Annotated in this window: 22 protein-coding genes and 1 other RNA gene; 6 read left to right on the plus strand and 17 right to left on the minus strand. The window is 70.1% G+C overall.

The annotated features are described in order from the left end of the window. Nucleotides 1-83: 83 nt before the first annotated feature. Together ACZ6ZP_RS06390 and ACZ6ZP_RS06395 are read right to left on the minus strand one after the other, a co-directional pair. On the minus strand, nt 84-1,097 hold the full coding sequence (locus ACZ6ZP_RS06390) for a hypothetical protein (RefSeq protein WP_469405702.1): 1,014 nt from the start codon (nt 1,095-1,097) through the stop codon (nt 84-86). A gap of 169 nt (nt 1,098-1,266) precedes the next feature. Next, nucleotides 1,267-1,743, minus strand: a complete 477-nt coding sequence (locus tag ACZ6ZP_RS06395; protein ID WP_366462227.1) for an ATP-binding protein — start codon at nt 1,741-1,743, stop codon at nt 1,267-1,269. Between the two features lie 235 nt (nt 1,744-1,978). On the opposite strand from ACZ6ZP_RS06395, the gene ACZ6ZP_RS06400 reads away from it, so the two are divergent. Beyond that, nucleotides 1,979-2,833 carry a helix-turn-helix domain-containing protein gene (locus tag ACZ6ZP_RS06400; RefSeq protein WP_469405704.1) on the plus strand — a complete coding sequence of 285 codons (855 nt, stop codon included), beginning with the start codon at nt 1,979-1,981 and terminating at the stop codon, nt 2,831-2,833. 11 nt (nt 2,834-2,844) lie between these two features. After that, a complete protein-coding gene (locus ACZ6ZP_RS06405) occupies nt 2,845-3,036 on the plus strand; it encodes a DUF397 domain-containing protein (protein ID WP_366462228.1) in 192 nt (63 codons plus the stop codon). Nucleotides 3,037-3,418: 382 nt separating this feature from the next. On the opposite strand, the gene ACZ6ZP_RS06410 is transcribed toward ACZ6ZP_RS06405, so the two are convergent. Then, on the minus strand, nt 3,419-3,946 hold the full coding sequence (locus ACZ6ZP_RS06410; RefSeq protein ID WP_351171018.1) for a MarR family winged helix-turn-helix transcriptional regulator: 528 nt from the start codon (nt 3,944-3,946) through the stop codon (nt 3,419-3,421). 141 nt (nt 3,947-4,087) lie between these two features. Here ACZ6ZP_RS06410 and ACZ6ZP_RS06415 point away from each other — a divergent pair, with 141 nt between their 5' ends. Then, nucleotides 4,088-5,035, plus strand: coding sequence for an EamA family transporter (locus ACZ6ZP_RS06415; RefSeq protein ID WP_469405706.1), 948 nt, complete (start codon nt 4,088-4,090; stop codon nt 5,033-5,035). A 65-nt stretch (nt 5,036-5,100) separates the two neighbouring features. Further along, nucleotides 5,101-5,745 (plus strand): NAD(P)-dependent oxidoreductase, encoded by a 645-nt coding sequence (locus tag ACZ6ZP_RS06420; protein ID WP_351171012.1) that lies wholly within the window; start codon nt 5,101-5,103, stop codon nt 5,743-5,745. A 30-nt stretch (nt 5,746-5,775) separates the two neighbouring features. On the opposite strand, the gene ACZ6ZP_RS06425 is transcribed toward ACZ6ZP_RS06420, so the two are convergent. From ACZ6ZP_RS06425 to ACZ6ZP_RS06445, 5 genes are all read right to left on the minus strand, one after another. Next, entirely contained in the window at nt 5,776-7,215 is a 1,440-nt protein-coding gene (locus tag ACZ6ZP_RS06425; protein ID WP_366462232.1) for an RICIN domain-containing protein, read from the minus strand. A 222-nt stretch (nt 7,216-7,437) separates the two neighbouring features. Further along, nucleotides 7,438-8,727, minus strand: a complete 1,290-nt coding sequence (locus tag ACZ6ZP_RS06430) for an acyltransferase family protein (RefSeq protein WP_351171006.1) — start codon at nt 8,725-8,727, stop codon at nt 7,438-7,440. Continuing rightward, nucleotides 8,724-10,832 (minus strand): bifunctional polysaccharide deacetylase/glycosyltransferase family 2 protein, encoded by a 2,109-nt coding sequence (locus ACZ6ZP_RS06435; protein ID WP_351171133.1) that lies wholly within the window; start codon nt 10,830-10,832, stop codon nt 8,724-8,726. Before ACZ6ZP_RS06435 ends, ACZ6ZP_RS06430 begins: the two co-directional genes overlap by 4 nt. A gap of 167 nt (nt 10,833-10,999) precedes the next feature. Next, entirely contained in the window at nt 11,000-11,692 is a 693-nt protein-coding gene (locus ACZ6ZP_RS06440) for a hypothetical protein (protein WP_351171003.1), read from the minus strand. A gap of 230 nt (nt 11,693-11,922) precedes the next feature. Continuing rightward, the gene (locus tag ACZ6ZP_RS06445) at nt 11,923-12,906 is read right to left on the minus strand and encodes a LysR family transcriptional regulator (protein WP_361469590.1); all 984 of its coding nucleotides are present in this window, start codon (nt 12,904-12,906) and stop codon (nt 11,923-11,925) included. Between the two features lie 137 nt (nt 12,907-13,043). Between ACZ6ZP_RS06445 and ACZ6ZP_RS06450 the strand changes: the two genes are divergently transcribed. Next, on the plus strand, nt 13,044-14,306 hold the full coding sequence (locus ACZ6ZP_RS06450; RefSeq protein ID WP_383822308.1) for an MFS transporter: 1,263 nt from the start codon (nt 13,044-13,046) through the stop codon (nt 14,304-14,306). Here the strand turns inward: ACZ6ZP_RS06450 and dacB are convergent. The 8 genes from dacB to ftsE all read right to left on the minus strand — a co-directional run bounded on the left by dacB (nt 14,230) and on the right by ftsE (nt 21,139). Then, nucleotides 14,230-15,822, minus strand: coding sequence for a D-alanyl-D-alanine carboxypeptidase/D-alanyl-D-alanine endopeptidase (gene dacB / locus ACZ6ZP_RS06455; protein ID WP_469405708.1), 1,593 nt, complete (start codon nt 15,820-15,822; stop codon nt 14,230-14,232). The two genes, ACZ6ZP_RS06450 and dacB, sit on opposite strands and share 77 nt — an antisense overlap. Nucleotides 15,823-15,948: 126 nt before the next feature. Continuing rightward, nucleotides 15,949-16,740 (minus strand): collagen-like domain-containing protein, encoded by a 792-nt coding sequence (locus tag ACZ6ZP_RS06460; protein ID WP_469405710.1) that lies wholly within the window; start codon nt 16,738-16,740, stop codon nt 15,949-15,951. Then, a complete protein-coding gene (locus ACZ6ZP_RS06465; protein ID WP_351170992.1) occupies nt 16,737-17,009 on the minus strand; it encodes a hypothetical protein in 273 nt (90 codons plus the stop codon). The genes ACZ6ZP_RS06460 and ACZ6ZP_RS06465 overlap by 4 nt, the downstream gene beginning before the upstream one ends. A gap of 180 nt (nt 17,010-17,189) precedes the next feature. Continuing rightward, nucleotides 17,190-17,578, minus strand: a transfer-messenger RNA (tmRNA) gene (gene ssrA, locus ACZ6ZP_RS06470). A 110-nt stretch (nt 17,579-17,688) separates the two neighbouring features. After that, nucleotides 17,689-18,210 carry an SsrA-binding protein SmpB gene (gene smpB / locus ACZ6ZP_RS06475; protein ID WP_351170989.1) on the minus strand — a complete coding sequence of 174 codons (522 nt, stop codon included), beginning with the start codon at nt 18,208-18,210 and terminating at the stop codon, nt 17,689-17,691. Nucleotides 18,211-18,228: 18 nt separating this feature from the next. Continuing rightward, on the minus strand, nt 18,229-19,410 hold the full coding sequence (locus ACZ6ZP_RS06480; protein WP_351170986.1) for a S41 family peptidase: 1,182 nt from the start codon (nt 19,408-19,410) through the stop codon (nt 18,229-18,231). A 78-nt stretch (nt 19,411-19,488) separates the two neighbouring features. Then, on the minus strand, nt 19,489-20,406 hold the full coding sequence (gene ftsX, locus ACZ6ZP_RS06485; protein WP_351170983.1) for a permease-like cell division protein FtsX: 918 nt from the start codon (nt 20,404-20,406) through the stop codon (nt 19,489-19,491). Nucleotides 20,407-20,449: 43 nt separating this feature from the next. Then, nucleotides 20,450-21,139, minus strand: a complete 690-nt coding sequence (gene ftsE / locus ACZ6ZP_RS06490) for a cell division ATP-binding protein FtsE (protein ID WP_030788113.1) — start codon at nt 21,137-21,139, stop codon at nt 20,450-20,452. A gap of 240 nt (nt 21,140-21,379) precedes the next feature. On the opposite strand from ftsE, the gene ACZ6ZP_RS06495 reads away from it, so the two are divergent. After that, a complete protein-coding gene (locus ACZ6ZP_RS06495; RefSeq protein WP_351170980.1) occupies nt 21,380-21,574 on the plus strand; it encodes a hypothetical protein in 195 nt (64 codons plus the stop codon). Nucleotides 21,575-21,700: 126 nt separating this feature from the next. Here the strand turns inward: ACZ6ZP_RS06495 and ACZ6ZP_RS06500 are convergent, their stop codons facing one another. Further along, entirely contained in the window at nt 21,701-22,432 is a 732-nt protein-coding gene (locus ACZ6ZP_RS06500) for a hypothetical protein (RefSeq protein WP_469405714.1), read from the minus strand. Nucleotides 22,433-22,510: the final 78 nt, after the last annotated feature.

Raw genomic sequence — 22,510 nt, forward strand, 5'->3', positions numbered from 1 at the left:
CTGTGGCACGCGGTGACCGGCGGGGAACGTTGCTCTCACCTGGCGGTGGGGCGGGCGGTGAGGGGCTCTGGCGGGCGGCTGGGTCAGGCGGCGTTGACCCACGGGAGGACGTCGGTGCCGCCGCCCTTGTCCCACTTGAGGGTCACTTCGTCGTCGGCCTGGGTGAGGTCGGCGGAGATGTACTTCTCGTCGTCTCCGGTGCCGCACTTGAGGGCGATGCGGAAGCCGGTGCCGCCCTGCGCCTGCCCGAGCCCCATGCAGAGCCCGTCGCCGCCGGCGTCGATGTACGAGACGGAGTGCTTGCCCTTGCCCTGTCCGGAGGTGAGCTTGGCGCCGATGGTGAGGGTCTTGGCCTCGTCGTTCTGCCACTGGCCTTGGTACCCGGTGTCACCGGCGGGCCGTTCCGTCTCGTCCTCGGTCGGCTCGTCGAGGGGGTCGTCGGTGGTGGGGTCTGCCGAGGGCTCCGCGGAGGGCACCTCTTCGGAGGGGTCGTCGGAGGCGGAGGGGCTGGCGGACACGCTCTTGTCGGCCTTGGGCTTCTGGTCGTCGTCACTGTCGCCACTGGTGGCGAGGAAGATCCCACCGCCGACGAGGGCGGCGGCCACGACGACGGAGCCGACGATGAGGGCGACCTTGTTCTTGCCTCCGCCTCCGCTGCCGCCGCCGGGCGGAGGGGGCGGTGGGTAGCCGGCGTACTGGGGGTCGGGCTGGCCGAAGGGGGTTGCTCCGTACGGGGCTTGGGGCGCGGTCCCGTACGGGCCCTGGGGCGGCTGACCGTAGGGGCCGCTCTGCGGGGGCTGGCCGTAGGGGCCGCCTTGCTGAGGCTGGCCCTGCGGGGGCTGGGCGGGAGGCGGTCCCTGCGTCGCGTAGGGGTCCTGCGTGTACGGATTCTGCCCATCGGCGGGCGGCTGCGGAGGGGTCGGCGGGGCGCCGTAAGGCCCAGCGGGTGGCCCCGGTATGGGCGGCTGAGGCTGCTGCGGTGGCCCGAATCCGCCCTGCGGTCCGCCCTGTGATCCGCCCTGCGGTCCGCCCTGTGATCCGCCCTGCGGTCCGTCTTGTGATCCGTCCTGCGGCGGCTGGCCGGGAGGCTGGCTCATGAGTGCGGGTCCCCTCGCTGTCCGACTCGACTCCTCGCAGAGCCCGGCGGAGACCCCCTGCCCCCGCCCAGTCCCCAACATCCACCACGGGCTGTCCAAGGCACAAGCCCCGCATACGACGGCCGAAGCCGTGCGGGGGTCCAAGATTGCCCGCCGCCACCGCCCTCCCTCAGACAGCCACACCGACCCCGCACCCCGCAGGCACCTCCACCTCGAACCACAGCAGCTTCCCCGCGCTCCCGAACAGCTGATCCCCGAGCGGCCACCCGCCCCACGAGTCGGCGCACTGCCGTACGAGAAAGAGCCCACGCCCGCTGTCGGATTCCATGGACACAGGCGCAGGCGCACCGAAGGCACCGGGCGGCTTGTCGAAGGGAGCAGGGATATAGGGGCTGGTGTCCCACACCCCGACACGAAGCCGCCCGTCCCGCACGGACCGCAGCCGCAGCGAGGCGGGACCCTTCGTGTGCCGATAGGCATTGGTGACCATCTCGGACGTCAACAGCTCGGCGACATCGAGGAGTTCCAACATGCCGTGCCCGGAGAGGGCGGCCCGCAAGGTCATGCGGGCAACGCGGGGCGCTCTCGGATCGTGGGGCAGATGAAGGGCGTAGGACCAGCCTTGGGGTGGGGCTACGGTGACCATGAGGCCTCCCAGGGAGGGGGGTTGTCCCACTCGACGTGCCGATCCGGATGAGCGGTGGCAATGCCGCAGCCGTGCGGCGCGGTGCGCTTCCGCCTTACGGGACAAGGAACTTGAGTGGCGTGAGACACACCGTAGCCACCTTCATGGACTACATTCCATGGAAAGCAGGGACTGTAGCCCTAGTTAACTCGTGTGAGTTACCTCTGCAGTACGCGTACGAGCAAGGAGCACGCTGATGCCGTCGACGAGCCCGCCGCCGACCGCCCGCCGACGACGCCTCGGAACAGAACTCCGCAGGCTGCGCGAACGCGCGGATCTGTCAGCCACCGAGGCAGCCGCGCTGTTGGGTGCCACTCAGTCGCGCATCAGCAACATCGAGGCCGGACGCTACGGAGTCAGCGGCGAGCGCGTACGCACGCTGGCTCGCCACTACGACTGCGCCGACGAGGCTCTGGTGGACGCACTTGCCTCCATGACAGGCGACCGCAGGCGCGGATGGTGGGAGGAATACCGCGAGGTCCACTCTCATCGGATGCTCGACCTCACCGAGGTCGAGCACCACGCCGTCGCGCTACGAGTGGCGCAGATCATCAACATTCCCGGACTGCTTCAGACTCCGGCCCACGCACGAGCCCTCTTCAACCAGACCGTGCCACCCCTGAAGCCGCACGAGATCGAGCACCGCGTCTCGCACCGCATCAAGCGCCAGGAAGTCCTGCACCGCGAGCACCCTCCGCCGTACACCGCGATCATCCACGAGGCGGCACTACGTATGCGATTCGGCGACCGGGCCACCGCGCGGGACCAGCTCGATCACCTGGCCGCGATGAGCGAGGCGGAGCATGTAGCCATCGCCGTGATCACGTTCAACAGTGGCCCCTTCCACACGTCCGGTCAGGGCATCGACTACTTCCACGGCCCGGTCCAGCAACTCGACACCGTACAAATCGATACCGATCACGGCGGCGAACTCATCGATTCGCCGGCGCAGTTGGAGCGCTACCGTCTGGTCCTGGACCGCATGGAAGCTGCCGCGCTGGCACCGGGCAAGTCCCGGGACCACATCATGCGGCTGGCCCGCGACATCTGAAGGAGCCCAAAGTGTCGGAACTGCGCTGGCAGAAGTCGACCCATAGCCAGGAAGCCTCCTCCTGCGTCTACATAGCCGCAGCCCCGGACGGCACAATCCACCTCCGCGAAAGCGACACCCCAGACACCATCCTCACGACAACCCCGGACCGCCTCCACGCCCTGATACGCACCCTCAAGACCGCCCCACGCGTCCATATCTGACCGCCACAGACACCAGCAGGAGGCAGCCGAGGTGGCCCCCGGCGTTCGATACCGTCGTCGGATGCTGTCAGGGTCGGCGACTCTCTCTTCTCGCCGGACTCCGCACCCGTGATCTTGTCGTTCTCCTTGGAGTCGCCATCGCCCCCCTCCGCAAGCAGAAAGCGAGAGGACCGCGGCAGCAGTGAGGGTGGCCGCCGCGAGCAGGGTGGGCGGCGTCCCGCCCTGCGGGGCATAGGCGGGCATAGCGTCCGCGCAACGCTGCCGTTGGCGCAGATCCATCGCTCAGCGCAGCTCGACCCTCACCAACAGGCACGAGCCACGGCCCCTCTTCGCCCTTTGAGTCCGCGAAGCCACCGGGCCCCCTGGGCAACTGCGGCAGGGCTCAGCCCAGATGCGTATCCCCCAGCGAAACCAACAGCCTCCGCAATGCCCCGTCCAGGGCCTCGCGGTCCTCCGCCGACAGAGAGCCCAGCATTCGCTCCTCGTTCGCCACGTGGTCGACGACCGCGCGGTCGACCAACCCCAGACCCGCCTCCGTCAGGCGGACCTTGATCGCCCGGCGATCGGACGGGTCCGGGTGGCGTTCGATCAAGCCCTTGCGTTCCAGCTTGTCGAGGCGGTTGGTGATGGCGCCCGACGTCACCATCGCGCTCTTCAGGAGGCCGCCCGCCGTCAGTTCGTGCGGGGCGCCCACCCTCCGCAGCGTGGCGAGGACGTCGAACTCCGCGAACTCCAGGCCGTGTTCGGCGAAGACCGGCTTCATCCCCTTGCTCAGCAGGTGGTCCGCCCGCTTGATGCGGCCCACCAGGGCCATCGCGTCCAGGCCCGCCGCGTCCATGTCCGGACGCTCCCGGTGCCACTGGCCGCGCAGCTCGTCGATGGCGTCGGCCACCACCTCGGGGTCAGCCATTCCCGCACTCCTCTCAAGGCCCCGGGTTCGCGAACGTCGAGTATCTCAATGTTCAGATACTTGACGTTCGTAGACCCAAGGTTCATATTTATCTCAACGTTGAGAATAACAGCGTTCAGGGGAACCTAGGGGGAGCACACCATGTCCATCAGCAGCCCGCAGGCTCAGGCAGACACCGCGGCACACGAGACCCGCAGCGCACACCGCCCCGGTCAAGCACCGCGAAACCGCGCTCTCGCCGCCGCGGCCCTCGCCGCCATCGGCCCCGCCACCTGGGGCACCACCTACGTCACCACCACCGAACTCCTGCCCCCGGACCGCCCCCTGCTCGCCGCGGCCCTGCGCGCGCTGCCCGCCGGGCTCATCCTGCTCGCCCTCACCCGGCGGCTGCCCAGCGGTGACTGGTGGTGGAAGGCGGGGGTGCTCGGACTGCTCAACTTCGGGGCCTTCTTCCCCCTGCTGTTCTTCGGGGCCTACCACCTGCCCGGCGGCGTCGCCTCCACCGTCAGCGCCGTCATGCCGCTCGTCGTCGCCGGCTTCGGGATCGGGGTTCTGAAGGTGCGGCCCACCCGTCGTACGTTGATCGCCGGGCTGGTCGGCGTCGTCGGCGTCGGGCTGCTCGTCCTGCGCGGCAGCGCGTCCGTAGACCCCGTGGGGATCGCCGCCATGCTGGTCGCCACCACCCTCATGGCCCTCGCCGTCGTGCTCAGCAAGCGCTGGGGGCGGCCGGAGGGTGTCTCGCTGCTCGCCCTCACCGGGTGGCAACTCACCGCCGGTGGGATCGTGTTGGCCCCCATCGCGCTCTCCTTCGAAGGGCTGCCGGGTCACCTCACCGGCGCCAACCTCGCCGGATACGCCTACCTCGGCATCATCGGCACCGCCATCGCGTACGCCCTCTGGTTCCGCGGCATCGAGCGGCTCCCCGCATCGTCCGTGTCGTTCCTCGGGCTCACCAACCCCGTCGTCGCCACCCTCGCCGGACTGCTCCTCCTGGGGCAGACCCTCACCCTCTGGCAGGTGGGCGGGCTGATCCTCGTCGTCGCGAGCGTGCTGGTCGGGCAAGGCCGCCCCGCACGACGACACCCGTAGCCCCTCCTGCTCCCCTCTCCCTCCCCCTTCCCCGCGCCATCCGTCCCGCACAAGGAGCAGGTCCCATGCGCATCACCGTCCTCGGCGCAGCCGGAAACGTCGGCAGCCGCGTCGTCACCGAAGCTCTCGCCCGCGGCCACGAAGTCACCGCCGTCGTCCGCGACGCCGCACGGTTCCCCGCCCTGCACCCCGCCGCCGTCCACCGCACCGGCGACGCCGGAGTCCCTGAGCAGGTAGCCGAGTTGAGCTCCGGGCAGGACCTCGTGGTGAACGCCACCAGACCCGCCCCCGGCCGCGAGCCCGAACACGCCGCCATCAGCCGGGCGTTGCTCGCGGGGCTGGACAAGACCGGCGTACGCCTGCTGATCGTCGGCGGGGCCGGGAGTCTCACCGTGCCGGGCGGGCAAGGCGTCCTCGCCATCGATGATCCCGCCTACGTCCCCACCGCCTGGCGTCACATCGCCCTCGCCTCCAACGCCCAGTTCGACGCCGTCCGCACCGCCGGCACCGACGTCGACTGGACGTACGTGAGCCCGTCCGCCCTGCTCGAACCGGGCGTCCGCACCGGCACCTACCGGCTCGGCGCCGACGAACTGATCGTCGACGCCGAGGGGAACTCCGCCATCTCCATGGAGGACCTGGCGGTGGCGCTCCTGGACGAGGCCGAACGCCCCAAGCACCACCGCACCCGCTTCACCGTCGGGTACTGACCACCGGCCACAGACCCGAACTCACGCTGCTCACACCGCAGACCGCTGGAACTGCTGGTTCGCACCGTTGCCACAGGTCCATTGCACGAGCCGGGCCCCGTCCCCGGTGGACTCGTCCGCCACATCGAGGCACTTGCCGCTGTGCCGGGAGACCAGCCGGTAGGTGTCGCCTCCCCGGTCCTCGAAGCGCCACTGCTGATGCGCTCCGGAACCGCATCGGTACTGGTTCACGAAGGCCCCGTCCCCGGTGGACTCGTCCGCCACGTCCAGGCACTTGCCGCTGTGCTGCGCCAGGACCCGTACGTATCCGTCGCCCGCGTCCTCCAGGCGCCACTGCTGGTCGAGACCGCCGTCGCACGCGTACTGCACGACGGCCGCGCCGTCGGCGGAGGAGTCGTCGGAGACGTCCAGGCACTTGCCGCTGTGCCGGGCGGCGAGGCTGTAGTGGGGTCCGCCGCCCACTCCTCGGACGGTTCCGGCAGCCGTGTCGACGGAGATCTGCGGGTACCACGGCAGGCTCATGGTGGTCCTGGTCGGGAAGGCCAGCGGCGCCCAGACGTACTGGGAGTCGTTGACCGTGCCGCCCATGGAGTTGCCCCAGCGGTCGCCCATGTAGAGGTAGGAGGTGCCCGAAGTGCCCTGCACCGGAAGGACGTAGGCGGTCTGGGAGCCGTACGCGGTCGCGTCGCCGACCTCCTTCATCTGAGACCAGGGGCCGGTGATGCTGTCGGCGGTCGCGTACCGCTGCTGGTTGGGGTACCAGCCGCTGGTTCCCGAGGTCAGCATGAAGTAGACCCCGTCCCGCTTGAACAGTGCCGGGGACTCCCGGTGGTGGCCCGGCCAGGGGTTGGCGACCTCCTTGTCGAAGGCCGTGTAGTCGTCGGTCAGCCGGTAGATGAAGAGGTCGGCGTTCTCGCTGCCGGACGAGATCTGGTACGCCGTGCCGTCGTCGTCCTTGAACAGCGTCATGTCACGGGACGTGGTCCCGCTCGGCGGCCGGAAGCTGCCCTTCCAGCTGTAGTCGCCGTCGACCGTGTCGGAGACGGCGACGGCGGTGCGGGACTCGGTGTAGTCCTTGCCGTTCTCCTTGTGCATCCACATGACGAACTTGCGGGTCTCGCTGTTGTAGATGACCTTGGGGCGCTCGATGTTGGCGACGGAGAGCTCCGGGTCGCTGTCCTGCGTCAGGACGTTCTTCCTGAACTCCCACGTCTTCAGGTCGGAGGAGCGGTAGACCGAGACGGCCTTGAAGGTGTTGTCCGCGTGACGGTTCTCGCCGAACCAGTAGTAGAACTCACCCACCTTGACGGCTCCGCCGCCGTGGGCGTGGACCCCGGCTCCCGTGGTGTCCGTGAACTGGGTCCCGTTGGTGACGGTGACCGGCGCGGCATGTGCCGGGAAGCCGGCGGCGACCAGCCACAGCATGCTCAGGATGGCGGCCAGTAAGGGTCTGCGGGCGCGTCGGAACATCGAAGGTCCCTTCTTCGAAGGTGGGGGTGGACGCGAGCGGTCGTGCTCTCCGACATCCTCAATTGTTGTTTCATGTTGATGTCTGTTGAGGGACCGTAAATGTGCCCGATGTTTACGTCAACACCGAACGCAAAGCAAAACACGGAGGGCCGACCACCAGTCGTCCTGGTGGTCGGCCCTCCGCAAGTCCCCGGCCGGGGAAGCGAGTTCCCGCCGGAAGGCTCAGCCCCGGTGCGCCCCGCCCCGCGCAGGCACCGCGGCCCGGCGCGACTTCGCCCCGTTCGGCCACAGCCTCGGGCTCCGCTTCGCCGCGATGTCCTCGATCCAGCCCACGGCCATCACCATCAGGCCGATCAACGGCCAGACCAGGACCGTCATCCACAGCATGTACGTCGAGTCAAGGGCCGAGCTCCAGCGCTCGTCCTCCATGAACGGCAGGTCGTACGCCATGTCGATGAGCGGCACCGTGGCCATGATCAGGAGGTTGTGCCAGAGGTAGATCGTCACCGCCCGGTTGTTGGAGAGGGTGATGAGCTTGTCCCAGCGCTTGAGGCGGCCCGGCAGCTCCTGCCACGACGGCGAGTACTGGAACAGGATGACGACGAAGCCGAAGGACCACGCCGCCTGCGCCAGCGGGATGTCGTTCAGGTCCCAGCCGTCCGGGCCCAGGTGGCCCGAAGCCCACCAGAGGCCGAAGGCCATGATCAGGGCCGAGACCGACACCGCCACGTAGCGCGGGACACGCGCCAGTACGCCCTCCTGGTGGGCGAAGCCCAGGACCCAGCAGCTGCCGTACACCGCGAAGTCCGACACCGCGTTGCCCGTCTCGCCCGGGATCTTGACGACACCCGTGGCGAGCACCGCCGTCAGGGCCAGCGGGGCGAACAGCGTCGCCCACGGGACCCTGCGGAACGCCCACAGGAGGAGCGGCGACGCGATGACGAACCACAAGTACGCGCGGAGGTACCAGAGCGGGCCCGCCGCCTGGGCGGGCCAGGTGTCCTCCAGGAGTCCCGCCTTGTCCCCGATGTGCCAGGGGAAAGGCGGGGCGCCGATCGGGAAGACGTAGTTGACCAGGCTGACCAGGCCCCACGTGCCCCCGTGGTCCGGGTCCTTGGTCACGTTCCAGCCGCCGTAGAACAACAGGAAGAGCGCGACCGCGCTGAACGCCCACATGGGGGGCAGCAGTCGGCGTATTCGGCCCCTGATCACGCCCCACGCCGGGCGCTTCAGCGAGCGCGCCATCAGCGCGCCCGCCAGCGCGAACATCACGCCCATGGAGGGGAAGAGGATCGTCAGCCAGGCCCAGCCGAACAGGTGGTAGATGACGACGCGGACCAGGGCGAGCGAACGCAGGACGTCGAAGTAGCGGTCGCGGCCGGGCTTCTTGGGCGGGGCGGGGGCGGCCGGAGGTGCCGCGAAGGGAGTCGCACCGGGGGCCGCCGGAGCGTAGGGCCCCGGCACCTGCGGCATCGCCTGCGTGGGTTGCACGGGCTGCGTGGGATAGGTCATGCGACGGGCCTCCGATCAGCGCCGCCCACCCGCTGCTGCGGAATCGAGGGCGGCGTTCCCAACACACCCGTCCGCCGGAGCTTCTGCCAGCGAAGGCGGCCTCCGGTCAGGGCGGTGATCCAGGACTGGAGCAGCACGACGTACATCAGCTGCCGGTAGAGGATCTGCTGGAGGGGCAGCGAGATCAGGTGGGTCATGCGCTCGCGGTCGAGCCGGAAGGCGTACGCCGCGCACACCGCCTGGACGGCGAGCACGCCGAGCCACGCGACGATCGTCTTCTGGGTGGGGCCGAAGACGAGGCCGTAGAGAAGGAACACGTCGATCAGCGGGGCCAGGAGCGGCGCCAGGACCATGAAGAGCGACACCAGCGGCATGCCCACGCGGCCGAAGCGGCCCGAAGGGCCCGACTCGATCACCGAGCGGCGGTGCTTCCAGATCGCCTGCATGGTGCCGTACGACCAGCGGTAGCGCTGCGACCACAGCTGCTGCACCGTCTCCGGCGCCTCGGTCCACGCGCGCGCCTTCTCGGCGTACACGACGCGCCAGCCGTCCCGGTGCATCGCCATCGTGATGTCGGTGTCCTCGGCGAGCGTGTCGTCGCTCATGCCGCCGACCCGCTCCAGGGCCGAGCGCCGGAAGGCTCCCACGGCGCCGGGGATGGTCGGCATGCAGCCGAGCATGTCGTACATCCGGCGGTCGAGGTTGAAGCCCATCACGTACTCGATGTGCTGCCAGGCGCCGATCAGCGAGTCCCTGTTGCCGACCTTCGCGTTGCCCGCGACGGCGCCCACGCGCGGGTCGCCGAACGGCTGCACCAGCTCGCGCACGGTGGACTGCTCGAAGACCGTGTCGCCGTCCATCATCACGATGAGGTCGTAACGGGCGTTGGCTATGCCGCGGTTGAGCGCGGCGGGCTTGCCCGCGTTCTGCTGGCGCACGACGCGTACGTTCGGCAGGCGCAGCCCCTCGACGATCAGCGCGGTGCCGTCGGACGAACCGTCGTCGATGACGATGATCTCGATGGGGTGGTCGCTCGTCATGAGCGAACGGACCGTGGCCTCGATGCACTTGGCCTCGTTGTAGGCGGGCACGAGGACCGAGACCGGTTCGGTGATGTCGGGGCCCCAGCGGAAGCCCTTCTTGCGGACCTTGCGCGCATGCACCGCGGAGAGCAGCAGCATCATGCCGAAGCGGAGCAGCACCAGGAAGCCGATCACGGCGAGGGCGACGACGAGTACGCCGGTGATCTTCTCCGATGCGCCGACCAGGAAGACCCAGGCCTTCCCCTTCCACAGATCTATGCCGGAGACCGGCGCGTGCGCGCTGGGGGCGTCCAGGGCCTCGGTGAGGTTCGTGAAGCGGTAGCCCTTGTCCTGCAGATCGGGCAGGAAGGTGTCGAGCGCGGCGACGGTCTGCGAGCGGTCGCCGCCGGAGTCGTGCATCAGGACGATGGCGCCCTTGCCGTCCTTGGGCGTGGCACGGCGGATGATCTCGGCGACGCCGGGGCGCTTCCAGTCCTCGCTGTCGGTGTTGTTGACGACGGTGAGGTAGCCGCGGCTGCCTATGTACTTCGTCACCGGCCAGGACTTGTTGTCCATGGCGTCGGAGAACGACGAGTACGGCGGGCGGAAGAGGGAGGTGCGGATGCCCGCGGCGCCCGCGAGGGAGAGCTGGTTCTGCGAGAGCTCCCAGTCGATGCGGCTGGAGGACTGGTACGACAGGTCGGGGTGGTTGAACGTGTGCAGGCCGACCTCGTGGCCCTCGTCCACCATGCGCTCGACCAGGTCGGGGTAGCGCGAGGCCATCGTGCCGGTGACGAAGAAGACGCCGTGCGCGTGGTGCTTCTTCAGTACGTCGAGGACCTTGGGGGTCCACTCCGGGTCCGGACCGTCGTCGAAGGTCAGCACGAGGCGGTGGCCCGGGACGCTCAGCGTCCCCTCGTGGCCGCCGCGGGTGTCGATGACCGGGCCGCCGTCGAGGATCTTCTCCGGGACCTTGTCGGTGCCCGCGGGCGGACGCACGCGGTGGTCGGCGAGGATCTCGCTGTGCGTGTAGCCGCGCAGCATGAGCATCGCCATCAGGGCGACCAGGAGGAGCATCGGCATGAGGTAGCGCAGGGGGATCAAGCGCCGCTTGACGGTGCGGGCGGGCTGCGCGCGGCGCCGGCCGCCGCCGCTCCGGGACGGGGACTGGGGGCGGGACTGAGGTTGGGACCGGGACTGGGCGTGACTGTTCCGGGGGCCGGCCGACCGGCCCCTGTTGGTGCGGGAGTTCATCGCTGTGCGCCCTCCGAGGGCTGCTGGCCAGCGCTTTGCGGGGACAGGTAACCAACTGCCTGGGCGCGCTGCGGGGACTGTTGATCGGCGGCGGGCTGCACTGCGGGGACTTCGTCGCCGCCTCCGCCCGCGCCCGGGGATTCGGTCGACGGGTCGGGCTCCGGTGTCGTGGGGTCGTCCGTCGGGTCCGGATCCGGGTCGGGCTTCGTGGGGTCGTCGGTGGGGTCGGGGTTCCCGCCGTCGTCCGTGGGATCGGGGTCGGGGTTGCCGCCGCCCGTGGGGTCGGGGTCGGGCTCATCGCCCGGCTCGACCTTGCCGTCGTCCGTCGCGCCCGGGTCGGCGGCGCCGTCGTCACCGGTCGCGGGGGCGGTGGAGCCGCTCTCCGACGCACCCGGCGAGGGGGTCGTGCCGGGGGACGCGGAGGGGTCGAGGGAGTCGGCCGGGCGGTTCGGCGTGTCCACCTTGCTGGCCGGCTTCTCGTCCTTGGGGTCGATCGGCAGCCAGGGCGCGCTGGAGTTGCCCGAGAGCAGGGTGCCTACGATGATCACCGCGTAGACGGCGCAGGCTATGCCGACGAGCACGCCTATCCGGCGGTACCTCCGGCTGCGACGGCCCGTCTCGTCGACGAAAACAGGCCCGTCAGGCGCGTCTTCGCTCTCGGCGGCCAGATCCGCCAGCTGTCGCCCCACCCCGTCGATCTGAACGGTGACCTCGTTCGGATCATGGGTGTGTTCCGGTAGGGCATCTTCTCGCCAATTCTCCATGCGTACGCACAACCCCCCACATAACCTGACACGGGCGCGCACGACTCCGGGCATCGTGCCGTCGGACCGGGCCCCCACCCGACCCGAGCGCCCCCTTATCACACTGCGCCCGGAGGATGAATGTAGCGCACGGCGGTGACAGTCGTACTAATCCTTCATTCCAGGCTCATCATGATGAGTGCATCCGTGGCCGGAACCCAACCGTCCTCGGGCCTGCGCAGCCACCCCTCGGCGGCGGAGAGTTCGGCCGCCGCCGCGCGCAGAGCGTCGACACCGGGATGCTCTAGCCCCTTCCTCCACACCAGTGACACAGGCGACAGGGGTACGGGGTCGATCAAGGGCCGCAGGACCGACTCGGGCATGGCCGGAAAATCCACCGCGGCGAGCACCGGGGTCCTGTTCTTGGCCATGATCCGTCCGAACTCCTCGGCGCCCACCGCGAGGGGCGCGGGCGGCGCCACCTCGATCCCGCGTCCCTCGAAGAGGCGATGTGCCAGGTCGGTCCACTCCAGCGTCCGGGGATTTCCCGCCCCCGCGTACACGCTCTCCCCCGCGAGCGCGCCGAGCGGCACCGCGTCGAGCTCGGCCAGGGGGTGCCCCAGCGGCAGCAGCACCGCCATCGGCTCGTAGCGCACGGGCTGCTGGGCGAGCCGCGACCGCAGCGCCGGTTCGAGCCCCGCGTACCGCCCGAAGGAGACGTCGAGACGCCCGGCGAGGATCTCGGCCGCGGCCCCGGTGAGCCCGCTCTCGAAGCGGGCCATCAGTTCGCACTCCGGGGCGAGTTCGCGGGCCCGCTCCAGGATGCGCCCGCAGATGAGCCCGGGGCTGTTCAGGTCCACGAGCAGCGGGCGGGCCGCGGCGCCTGGCCCCCTGCCGCGCGCGAACGCCGCCGCCAGGTCGTCCTGTGCGTCGAGCACCCGCCGCGCGTACGGCAGCAGCCGCTCCCCCTCCGCGGTGAGCGTGACCTGCCGGGTGGTCCGCACGAACAGTTCGGCGCCCAACTCCCGCTCCAGGCGCCGCACATCACGGCTCAGCGCCTGCTGGGCGACGTACAGGCGGGCGGCGGCGCGCGTGAAGTGCAGCTCTTCGGAGACGGCCACGAAGGCGCGCAGGAGGCGGGGCTCCAGGTCGCGGGGCACGCCCGCCCCGAGGCCACTGGTCGTGCGGGGTTCTGCTGTCACCCCGGGAACCTACACGGAGATTCACAACGCAGGTGCGTGAGTCGGCCCCCAGAAGGTGTTGGACCCCGCACCGCCGCCCCGGTGAGGGTGATCCCATGCCGCCCGCCGAACCCCGTGCGCCCCGCCGCCGCAATCCTTACGCCCGCCTCTTCCGGATACCCGGAGCCACCGCCTTCACCATCGGCAACCTCGTCGCCCGCCTCCCCATGGGCATGTTCAGCGTGAGCGCCGTCATCATGATCGCCGGGGCCCGCGGTTCGTACGCCCTCGCCGGCGCCGTCACCGCGACGGGCCTCGCCGCGACCGCCGTCGTGGCGCCCTGGACGGCCCGCCTCGTGGACCGGCACGGCCAGGCGCGGATCGCCGTCCCGGCCACCGCGATCGCCGCGCTCGGCTCGCTCTCGCTGCTCCTGTGCGTGCACTGCGGAGCGCCCGACTGGACCCTGTTCGCCTCGTACGCGGCGACGGCCACGACCCCCAACACCGGCGGCATGTCCCGGGCCCGCTGGGCCCACCTCCTCAAGGGCGACGACCGTGCCGTGCACACCGCCAACTCCTTCGAGCAGGCCGCGGACGAGCTGTGCTTCATGCTCGGCCCCGTCCTGGCCGCCTTCCTGTGCGGAGCGCTCTTCCCGGAGGCGGGCACCCTCATCGGAGTGGTGCTGCTCCTGACCGGCGTCCTGCTCTTCGCCGCCCAGCGCTCGACGGAACCGCCGCCCCGGGGACGTACGGCCACGAAGGAGAAGTCGCCCCTCCGCGCGCGCGGGATGCCCACCCTGCTCGCCGCCTTCCTCGCCACCGGCGCCGTGTTCGGCTCGATGGAGGTCGTGACGATCGCCTACGCCGACGCGCAGGGGCACAAGGCGGCCGCGGGCGCGATCCTCGCGCTCCAGGCCGCGGGCTCCTGCGCGGCGGGCCTCCTCTACGGGACCCTCAAACCGAGCGGGCCCCCGCACCGCCGCCACATCCTGTGCGCCACCGCGATGGCGGCCCTGATGGCGCTGCCGCTCCTGGCCGCCACGCTCACCGGCTCGCTCCTTGTGCTCGCCGGGGCTCTCCTTGTCGCCGGCATGGCGACGGCCCCGACGATGGTCACCGGCATGGGCCTGGTCCAGGAGCGCACCCCCGAGGGCCGGTTGAACGAGGGCATGACCCTCGCCGTCACCGGCCTGCTCGGAGGCATCGCGTGCGGCGCCGCGGGCGGCGGCTGGGTGGTGGAGCACATCGGCGCCACGCAGGGCTACGCGGTCCCGGTCGCCGCCGCGTGCTGCGCCCTGCTGCTCAGCATCGCGCAGGCTTGCGCCACGAGCACTCCAGGTCGCCGTTCGGCTCGGCCCCACGCTGCGAGCGCGGCTTGACCAGTACGGCCTTGTCCTCGGTCGACCTGGCGAGCGTCACGACGATCGCGTCCTCCAGGGCCTTCACCGAGGAGGGCATGTAGTTGTTCAGGATGATGCTGAACACCAGCTCACGCCCGCCCGCGTCCTTCACGTACCCCGAAAGGGCGGACGCCCCGGTCAACGACCCCGTCTTGGCCCGTACGTTGAGGGCCGCCGGAGTCCCGCACATCCGCGTGCGCAGCGTGCCGCCGACGGACTTGTCCGGGGCGCAGGCCACCGGGAGCGACTTGTACCAGTCGGCGTACCAGGGTTCGCCCTTCGCCGAGAGCAGCAGCTTGATCAGCTGGTCGGCGGGCGCGTTGTCCTTGCGCGAGAGCCCGGAGCCGTCGACCTGGCGGATCTTGCCGGGGTCGACACCGGCGGTCTTCAAGTAGGCGCTGATGGCCGCGAGTCCGTCCGGCCAGCTGCCGGGCCGCCCTGTCGCCTCGTACCCCATCGTCTTCGTGAGGTTCTCCGCGTGCATGTTGTTGGAGAGCTTCATGAAGGGGATCATCAGCTCCTTCAGCGGCATGGAGTCGTGCGACGCGAGCTGGCGCGCGCCCTTGGGGGTGGCGAGCCCGGCCCTGGTCGGCCCGCTCACCTTCACCCCGTGCGCCTTCAGCGCGTCCCGGAAGATCGCGGCCGCGTAGCCGGTCGGCTCCCAGACGGTGATCCACTCCTTGGTCGCCGAACCCCCTACGGGGACGGTGCCGGTGACCGTGATCGTGTTGGTGCCGTGCTCGCGCTCGATGGTGAGCGTGTCCTGGCCGCCCGCGGCGACGGTCCTCGCGCTGTTGTCGACCTCTACGTAGTCCGTCTTCGGGGTGACCGTCACCTTGGGCCTGTCCCCGGCCCGTGCGCCGGGCTTGGCCTCGACGATGACCGTCCCGGTGTCGTAGTCGGTGTCCGGGGCGACGCTCAGCGCGGAGATCTGGGCGGCGTAGTACGCGAACTCGTCGTCCCCTGCCCAGGTGTCGCCGATGCGCTTGTCGTCGAACCGGGTGTCGTCCGCGACCAGGCGCCCCGAGACCCGCCGGACGCCCGAGTCGGCGATCTTCGCCGCGAGCCGGTCGTAGTCCTCGACGAGCGTCGTCGGGTCGCCGGTGCCGCGCAGATAGAGGTCGCCGGAGAGGACCCGGCCCTTCTGCCTGCCGTCGGTGAGCACGTCGGTGGTGAAGCGGTGGTCGGGGCCGAGCCGCTCCATGGCCGCCGCCGAGGTCAGCAGCTTGGTGTTGGAGGCGGGCATCAGGCGCCCGCTGGGCAGGTGCTGGTAGAGCACGTCACCGGACGCGGCGTCGGCGACGACGACGCTCGCCGCGCCGCCCTCCATCCGGGGGTCGCCGAGGATCGTGTCGATGGCTTCGGGCAGGCCGCTGCGGTCGGAGTCCGCCCCGGCCGGCGAGCTGACGGAGAGGGTGGCCGCCGCGACGCCGAGCACGGCGGGCCAGATCCAGTGGCGCATACGGGCGTTGACGCGTCTCACGGGTCTACTCATGACCCTGGAGCATCCCGGACTCCGGCGCCCCGCGACAGACCCCACTCCGGCCACGTACGCCACTGAGCGGATCGCACCCCGTGGCGCGGCGCACTACGGGGCGGGCCGTGCGGGGTCCGGCGGGGGTCACGCCGTCGCGGGATCACGGCGGCGCCGGGGCAGGAGCGCCGCCAGGAGCAGGACGGCCGGGGCGGGGTCCGCGGGGGTCACGCCGACGCGGCGGCAGACCAGGGCGTCGGGGTCGCCCGGAGGCTGCTGGAGGCTGTAGCCGCCGGGGCAGGAGGGACCGGCGGCGCCCGCCTCCCCCTTCGGGCCACGCTCGCCGGGCGGACCTGCGGGGCCCGTGGGACCGGCGGGGCCTTCGGGACCTGTGGCGCCGCCCGCACCGTCGGAGCCGTGGGCGCCGTCAGCGCCCGGCGGCCCCGCCGCCCCCGCCGGTCCTTCCGGTCCTCGCTCGCCGTTCGTGCCGTCGGAGCCGTCCGCCCCGGCCCGGCCCGGCTCACCGCCCGCTCCCGGTTCCCCGGGCGCTCCCGCCTCGCCCCGGCCCCCCGTCCGGCCGCCGCTCCCCGGGGCTCCCTTCTCGCCCTGTTTGCCGTCCTCGCCCCGTGAGCCCGGCGCGCCGGGCGTCCCGGGCACCCGCGCCCGGGACGGGAGGTCGTCGACGGCGTCGGAGGGGTCGGGCGCGGCAGGGGTGTCGCCGTGGGCGCGGACCTGTGCCCGCAGGGTCCGTACGTCGCGGGCCAGGGTGGACACGGCCTCGCCGCGCCGGTCCGTCTCGGCGGCGAGCCGGTCGGCGCGGCGGTCACCGGCGTCGATACGGGCCCACAGGAGCGCCGCGACGCCGCTGAGGGCGACCAGGACACAGACGAGGAAGACGGTGCGCCACCGACGGGCCAGGAGTCGCTCGAGCTTGATCACGAAGTGCCTCCGAGCCGTTGGTTGTCGATGAGCAACCTGGCGATCTCGCTCTGGTCATGGGCGTGCAGTGCGTTCAACTCGGCGAGTTTCGTATCGCGTTCGGCCACCTGGCGCTCCAGCCGGTCGCGCTCCGTCTGGAGCTTCTCCGTGAGGCTGGAGTAGCCGAGGAGCGCGTTCTCGCCGCGCTTGCCGAGATAGGCCACCACTGCCGCGCCCAGAACTCCGAGGCTGGCGAGAAGGGAACCTAAAAGAGTGACGGTGGCATCCAAGCGACTGCCTCCTGCACTTGCGTACTCGGCCGGGCCGCTGTCGCGCCCGGCCGTTTGGGAACCTGCACTCGCATGCAGTAACGAGTCACATGCCCAGAGGATGTGCCCGACCGTTCCGTGCCCCGCACACGGAAGAAGCCCCCTGACCAGTGGCCAGAGGGCTTCAACCTCACATGGGAATTGTGGAGATGGCGGGAATCGAACCCGCGTCCAACGGTGCAAAAGGAGGGCTTCTCCGAGCGCAGTTCGCTACGATTTTCTCGGCCCCGGTGATCTCGCGAACAAGTCTCCGACGGGCCCAGTCACTGTTTGATTTCCCGCCGAACCCCGTGACCGGGTTCGACGGTTTAGTTCCCTAAATTATGCCAGGATCCGGGTCGGGAACACCCCCGGGCTGACACCCATTAAGGGTCCTTCACTCACTGCTAATTAAGCAGCGAGGGCGAAGGACTGGGAATCGCTCTTGGAATTGGCGATTATTGGTTGCGACAGGTGGTTTACGAGATCATTGTCGCTTCCTCGGCTCGCTTCCCCTGCTTCGACATCCGCTGTCGAAACCGATCATCCCCATGTTTTTTTATCAAACCGCGCCCCGGCTGTGCGGGGCAGTGCCCATCGTACGTGACCAACGCCCGACGGGGCCAGCCAATTCCCGCGCGGCCCGTCCGGGCCCCGTGGGCTAGGCGCTGCGCTGGCGCTTCTTGACCTCGGCGACCGCGCGGTTCGTCTCACGCAGGTCCTGCTTCTCCTTGAGCGTCTGGCGCTTGTCGTACTCCTTCTTGCCCTTGGCGAGCGCGATCTCGACCTTGACCCGGCTGTCCTTGAAGTACAGGGCCAGGGGCACGATCGTGTGACCCGTCTCCTGCGACTTGGACTCCAGCTTGTCGATCTCGGCCCGGTGCATCAGGAGCTTGCGCTTGCGCGTGGCGGAGTGGTTGGTCCAGGTGCCCTGCACGTACTCCGGGACGTGGATGTTGTGCAGCCACGCCTCGCCGCCGTCGATGTGCACGAAGCCGTCCACCAGGGAGGCCCTGCCCATCCGCAGCGACTTGACCTCGGTGCCCATCAGGACGAGGCCGCACTCGTACGTGTCGATGATGTGGTAGTCGTGCCGCGCCTTCTTGTTCTGCGCGACCATCTTCCGGGCCGGGGCCTTCTCGGCGGCCTTCGCGGCCTTGCGCTTTACCTTTTCTTTCGCCATAGTCAGGCCATTTTCGCACTACGAGGGGGGTCCGAGGCCAGTCAATACTGTCTCGGCCCTCGTCTCGGCGCCGTCCTCGACCTCCAGGTCCGGCGTGATGCCCCTGCCGTCGACCGCCTGCCCCGAAGGAGTGCGGTAGTGCCCCACCGTCAGCTCGGCGACCGAGCCGTCGGGCAGCCGGCTCGGCATCTGGACCGAGCCCTTGCCAAAGGTCCTGGAGCCCACCACGACCGCGCGGCCGCGGTCCTGCAGGGCGCCCGTGAGCAGCTCGGCCGCGCTCATCGTGCCGCCGTCGACCAGCGCGACCACGGGTCTGGTGGTGTCACCGCCCCGCTCGGCGTGCAGGGCCTTCTGCCGGCCGCGTACGTCGTACGTCGCCACCAGGCCGCCGTCGACGAGCCCCGAGGCCGCCGTGACCGCCTCCGACACCAGGCCCCCGGAGTTGCCGCGCAGGTCGAGCAGGATTCCGGCGCCCTTGGGGGCGTCGCGCACCGCGGAGCGCACGCGCTCGCCCGCGCCCTTGGTGAAGGACTCGACCTTGATCAGGACGGCGCCGCCCGCCAGCCGCGTGACCGTGACGGAGTCCGTGGAGAGGCGGGCCCGGTGCAGCGTCTCGCTCCACGCGCGCGTGCCCCGCTCCAGACCGAGCGCGACCGGGGTGCCGGCGCGGGCACCGCGCAGCAGGGACACGACCTCGGTGACGGGGAGACCCGCGACGCGCTTGCCGTCGATGCTTCGCAGCCGGTCGCCCTCGCGGATGCCGGCCTGTTCGGCGGGGCCGTCGCGCTGGACCCGGGAGACCTCGATGCGTCCGTCGGCCGCGCGCCTGGCCCAGAGGCCGACGCCGGTGTACGCGCCGTCGAGGGCCTGCTCGAACTCCTGGTACTCCCCGGGGGAGTACACCGATCCCCAGCGGTCGCCGCTGCGGCTCACGGCGTCCTCGGCGGCCTTCTTGCCGGACTTGCCGTCGGCCATCGCCTCGGCCGCGGCATCGGCGGCTTCGTCGGCGGCGTCACCGGACGCGACGACGGAACGGGTGGACGGAGCAGGTGACTTCCGGCCTTCGCCGTTCGCCTCGGTCCAGGACCCGGTGGCCGCACCGGTGGCGAGCACGCTCGCGAACACCAATGTCAGGGTCGCCCCGCGGCGGATGCGGCGGGGCCGGGAGAGCCGGTCGCAAAACCGGTCGGGGCCTGACATGCCGGTGAGTCTAGGACAACGAAGGGCGCCGTACGGTCGGTTGAACCGTACAGCGCCCCTTTGAACAGGCGGGTCTTGTCACACCTTGAGGTACTTGCGCAACGCGAAGAAGGCGGCGAGCGCGGGCATCAGCAGACTGATGGCGAGCACCAGAGGCAGCTTGGTCAGGACCGCGTCCCATCCGATGAAGTTGATCAGATTCAGCTTCTCGGAGAGCGCGAGACCGTGATCGATGAGGAAGTACCGGCCTACGAGGAGCATCCCGCAGGCGACAGCGCCACCGATGAGACCGGCGACGGCGGCCTCCATGATGAACGGCATCTGGATGTAGAAGCTCGATGCGCCGACGAGCCGCATGATCCCGGTTTCACGTCTCCGGCTGAACGCCGAGACGCGCACCGTGTTGACGATCAGCATCAGCGCGACGACGAGCATCAGCGCCATCACCGCGAGCGCCGCCCAGTTCATGCCGTTGAGCAGCCCGAAGAGGTTCTCCAGGATGCCCTTCTGGTCCTGCACGGACTGCACGCCGTCACGCCCGGAGAAGGCGGTCGCGACCACCTGGTACTTCTCCGGGTCCTCCAGCTTGACGCGGTACGACTCCTGCATCTGGTCCGGCGTGAGCGAGCTGGACAGCGGGGAGTCGCCGAACTGCTCCTTGTAGTGCTTGTACGCCTGGTCGGCCGATTCGTACTCGACCTTCTCCACGACGGGCATCTTCTCCAGGTCGGTCTTGACCTGTTCCTTCTGCTCGTTCGTGACCGCGCCCTTGGCGCACTTCGGGTCCTGCTCCGCGTCGGCCTTGTTGCAGAGGAAGATCGATACGTTGACCTTGTCGTACCAGAAGCCCTTCATCGTGCTCACCTGGTCACGCATGAGCAGCGAGCCGCCGAACAGGGCGAGCGAGAGGGCCACGGAGACGATGACCGCGAAGGTCATCGTGAGATTACGGCGGAGACCGACGCCGATCTCCGACAGGACGAACTGGGCGCGCATGGCTCCCTTTCAGTGGATCAGTGCAGTGGATCAGTACGGGTCGTCAGTGCTGGTAGCCGTAGACGCCGCGCGACTGGTCGCGGACGAGACGGCCCTTCTCCAGCTCGATGACCCGCTTGCGCATCTGGTCCACGATCTGCTGGTCGTGGGTCGCCATGACGACGGTCGTGCCGGTCCGGTTGATCCGGTCGAGCAGCTTCATGATGCCGACCGAAGTCTGCGGGTCGAGGTTGCCGGTCGGCTCGTCGGCGATCAGGAGCTTCGGGCGGTTGACGAAGGCTCGCGCGATCGCCACCCGCTGCTGCTCACCACCGGAGAGCTCGCCGGGCATCCGGTCCTCCTTGCCGCCGAGACCGACGAGGTCGAGGACCTGGGGCACGGACTTGCGGATCTCGCCGCGGGACTTGCCGATGACTTCCTGCGCGAAGGCGACGTTCTCGCCGACGGTCTTGTTCGGAAGGAGACGGAAGTCCTGGAAGACGGTGCCCAACTGGCGCCGCATGTGCGGCACCTTGAAGTTGGAGAGGCGGGCGAGGTCCTTGCCCAGGACGTGCACCTGGCCGTGGCTGGTGCGCTCCTCACGGAGGACGAGCCGCAGGAAGGTGGACTTTCCGGAGCCGGAGGAGCCCACCAGGAAGACGAACTCGCCCTTCTCGATCTCCAGAGAGACATCCCGGAGGGCGGGCCGGGTCTGCTTGGGGTAGGCCTTGGAGACGTTGTCGAATCGGATCACGGATGCACCACGGGTAGCCGGGGGTAGGTGAGCGTGACCATACGCGAAGCGGGTACGAGAGCGCAGTCAGCGTCCTGAGTTGCGCGAATTGTCGCGGATATACCACGGAACGTAACAGTCTGAAACCGACGAGGACGGGCGGGCCGCGCCGAAATTCGTGGAAGCTGGCACAGTGGTAGGGGGAACGGTTGCGTTCCCCCTAGCGTTGGGCAGGCTGTAACTGTGCGGGAGGAGAAGCGCATGACCCATGACAGGTTGGTGTGCGCGAACTGCGCGGGGCCCGTGAGTGAAGGCCGCTGCCCCGTGTGCCGGGCCAGCCGCGAGCGCCTGCAGCAGCAGGAGGGGCCGTTCGGCGGCCTCAGCCCCGCGGCGCTCATAGGGGTGCTCGTCGTGCTGATCGCGGCGATGGCCCTACTGGCGCACCAGACCGCTTAGCGCGCCCGAGGCGCGCAACCAGGACACCCAGAAGGGCCCGGAGCTGGCTGCTCCGGGCCCTTCTGTCATGCCGTGTCCGTCATGTCGTGCGTCGCGTACGTCTCAGTACCGCGATGTGTGCCTTGGTCAGGCAGCGGCGCCGCGGGTGCCGACGAAGCGCGGCAGAACGCGGAAGCCGATGCCGCCGGCGATCATCGTCGCGGCGCCGATCAGCAGGAACGTGGTCTCGGCGGCGCCCGTCTCGGCGAGCTCGCCCTTGTCGGCCTTGTCACCCTGCTCGACCGGGGCGGAGCCCGTGTCGGTCAGGCTGTCCTTGCCCTTGCCCTGCTCGACGGGGTTGGAGCCGCCGTCGGGGTCGTTGTCGTTGCCGCCGGTGCCGTTGCCGCCGCCGGTGCCGTTGCCGTTACCGGGGTCGCTGGGGTCCTCGGTGGGCGTACCCGGGTCCGTCGGGTCCTCGGTGGGCGTGCCCGGGTCCGTCGGGTCCTCGGTCGGCTCCGTCGGGTCCTCGGTCGGCTCCGTGGGCTCCTCGGTGGGCTCGGTCGGCTCGTCCGTGGGGTCCGTCGGGTCCGTCGGGTCCGTGGGGTCCGTCGGGTCCGTGGGAATGTCCGTCGGGTCCGTGGGAATGTCCGTCGGGTCCGTGGGATCGGTGGGCTCGTCGGTCGGGTCTTCTTCGTCCTCACCGAGGCCGACGTCGACTCCGATGCCGTTCTCGTCGGCGCTGGCGCTGGCGCTCGCGCCGCCGAGCTCGACGCCGACGTCCAGGGCCGAGGCGGCACCGGCAGCGGTCAGCGAAGCACCGGCGGCGATCACCGCACCGGCAGCTATTCGTGCCACGCGGATCCGCGTCTTCTTGGTCATCTGGCTGCTACCCCCAGTAGCTGATTCGTCAGTGAGGCAGCGCCCGGGACTGCGTTCGTCAGGAGCGCTCTATCCGCC

This window comes from Streptomyces sp. NPDC054047 (assembly GCF_055585065.1).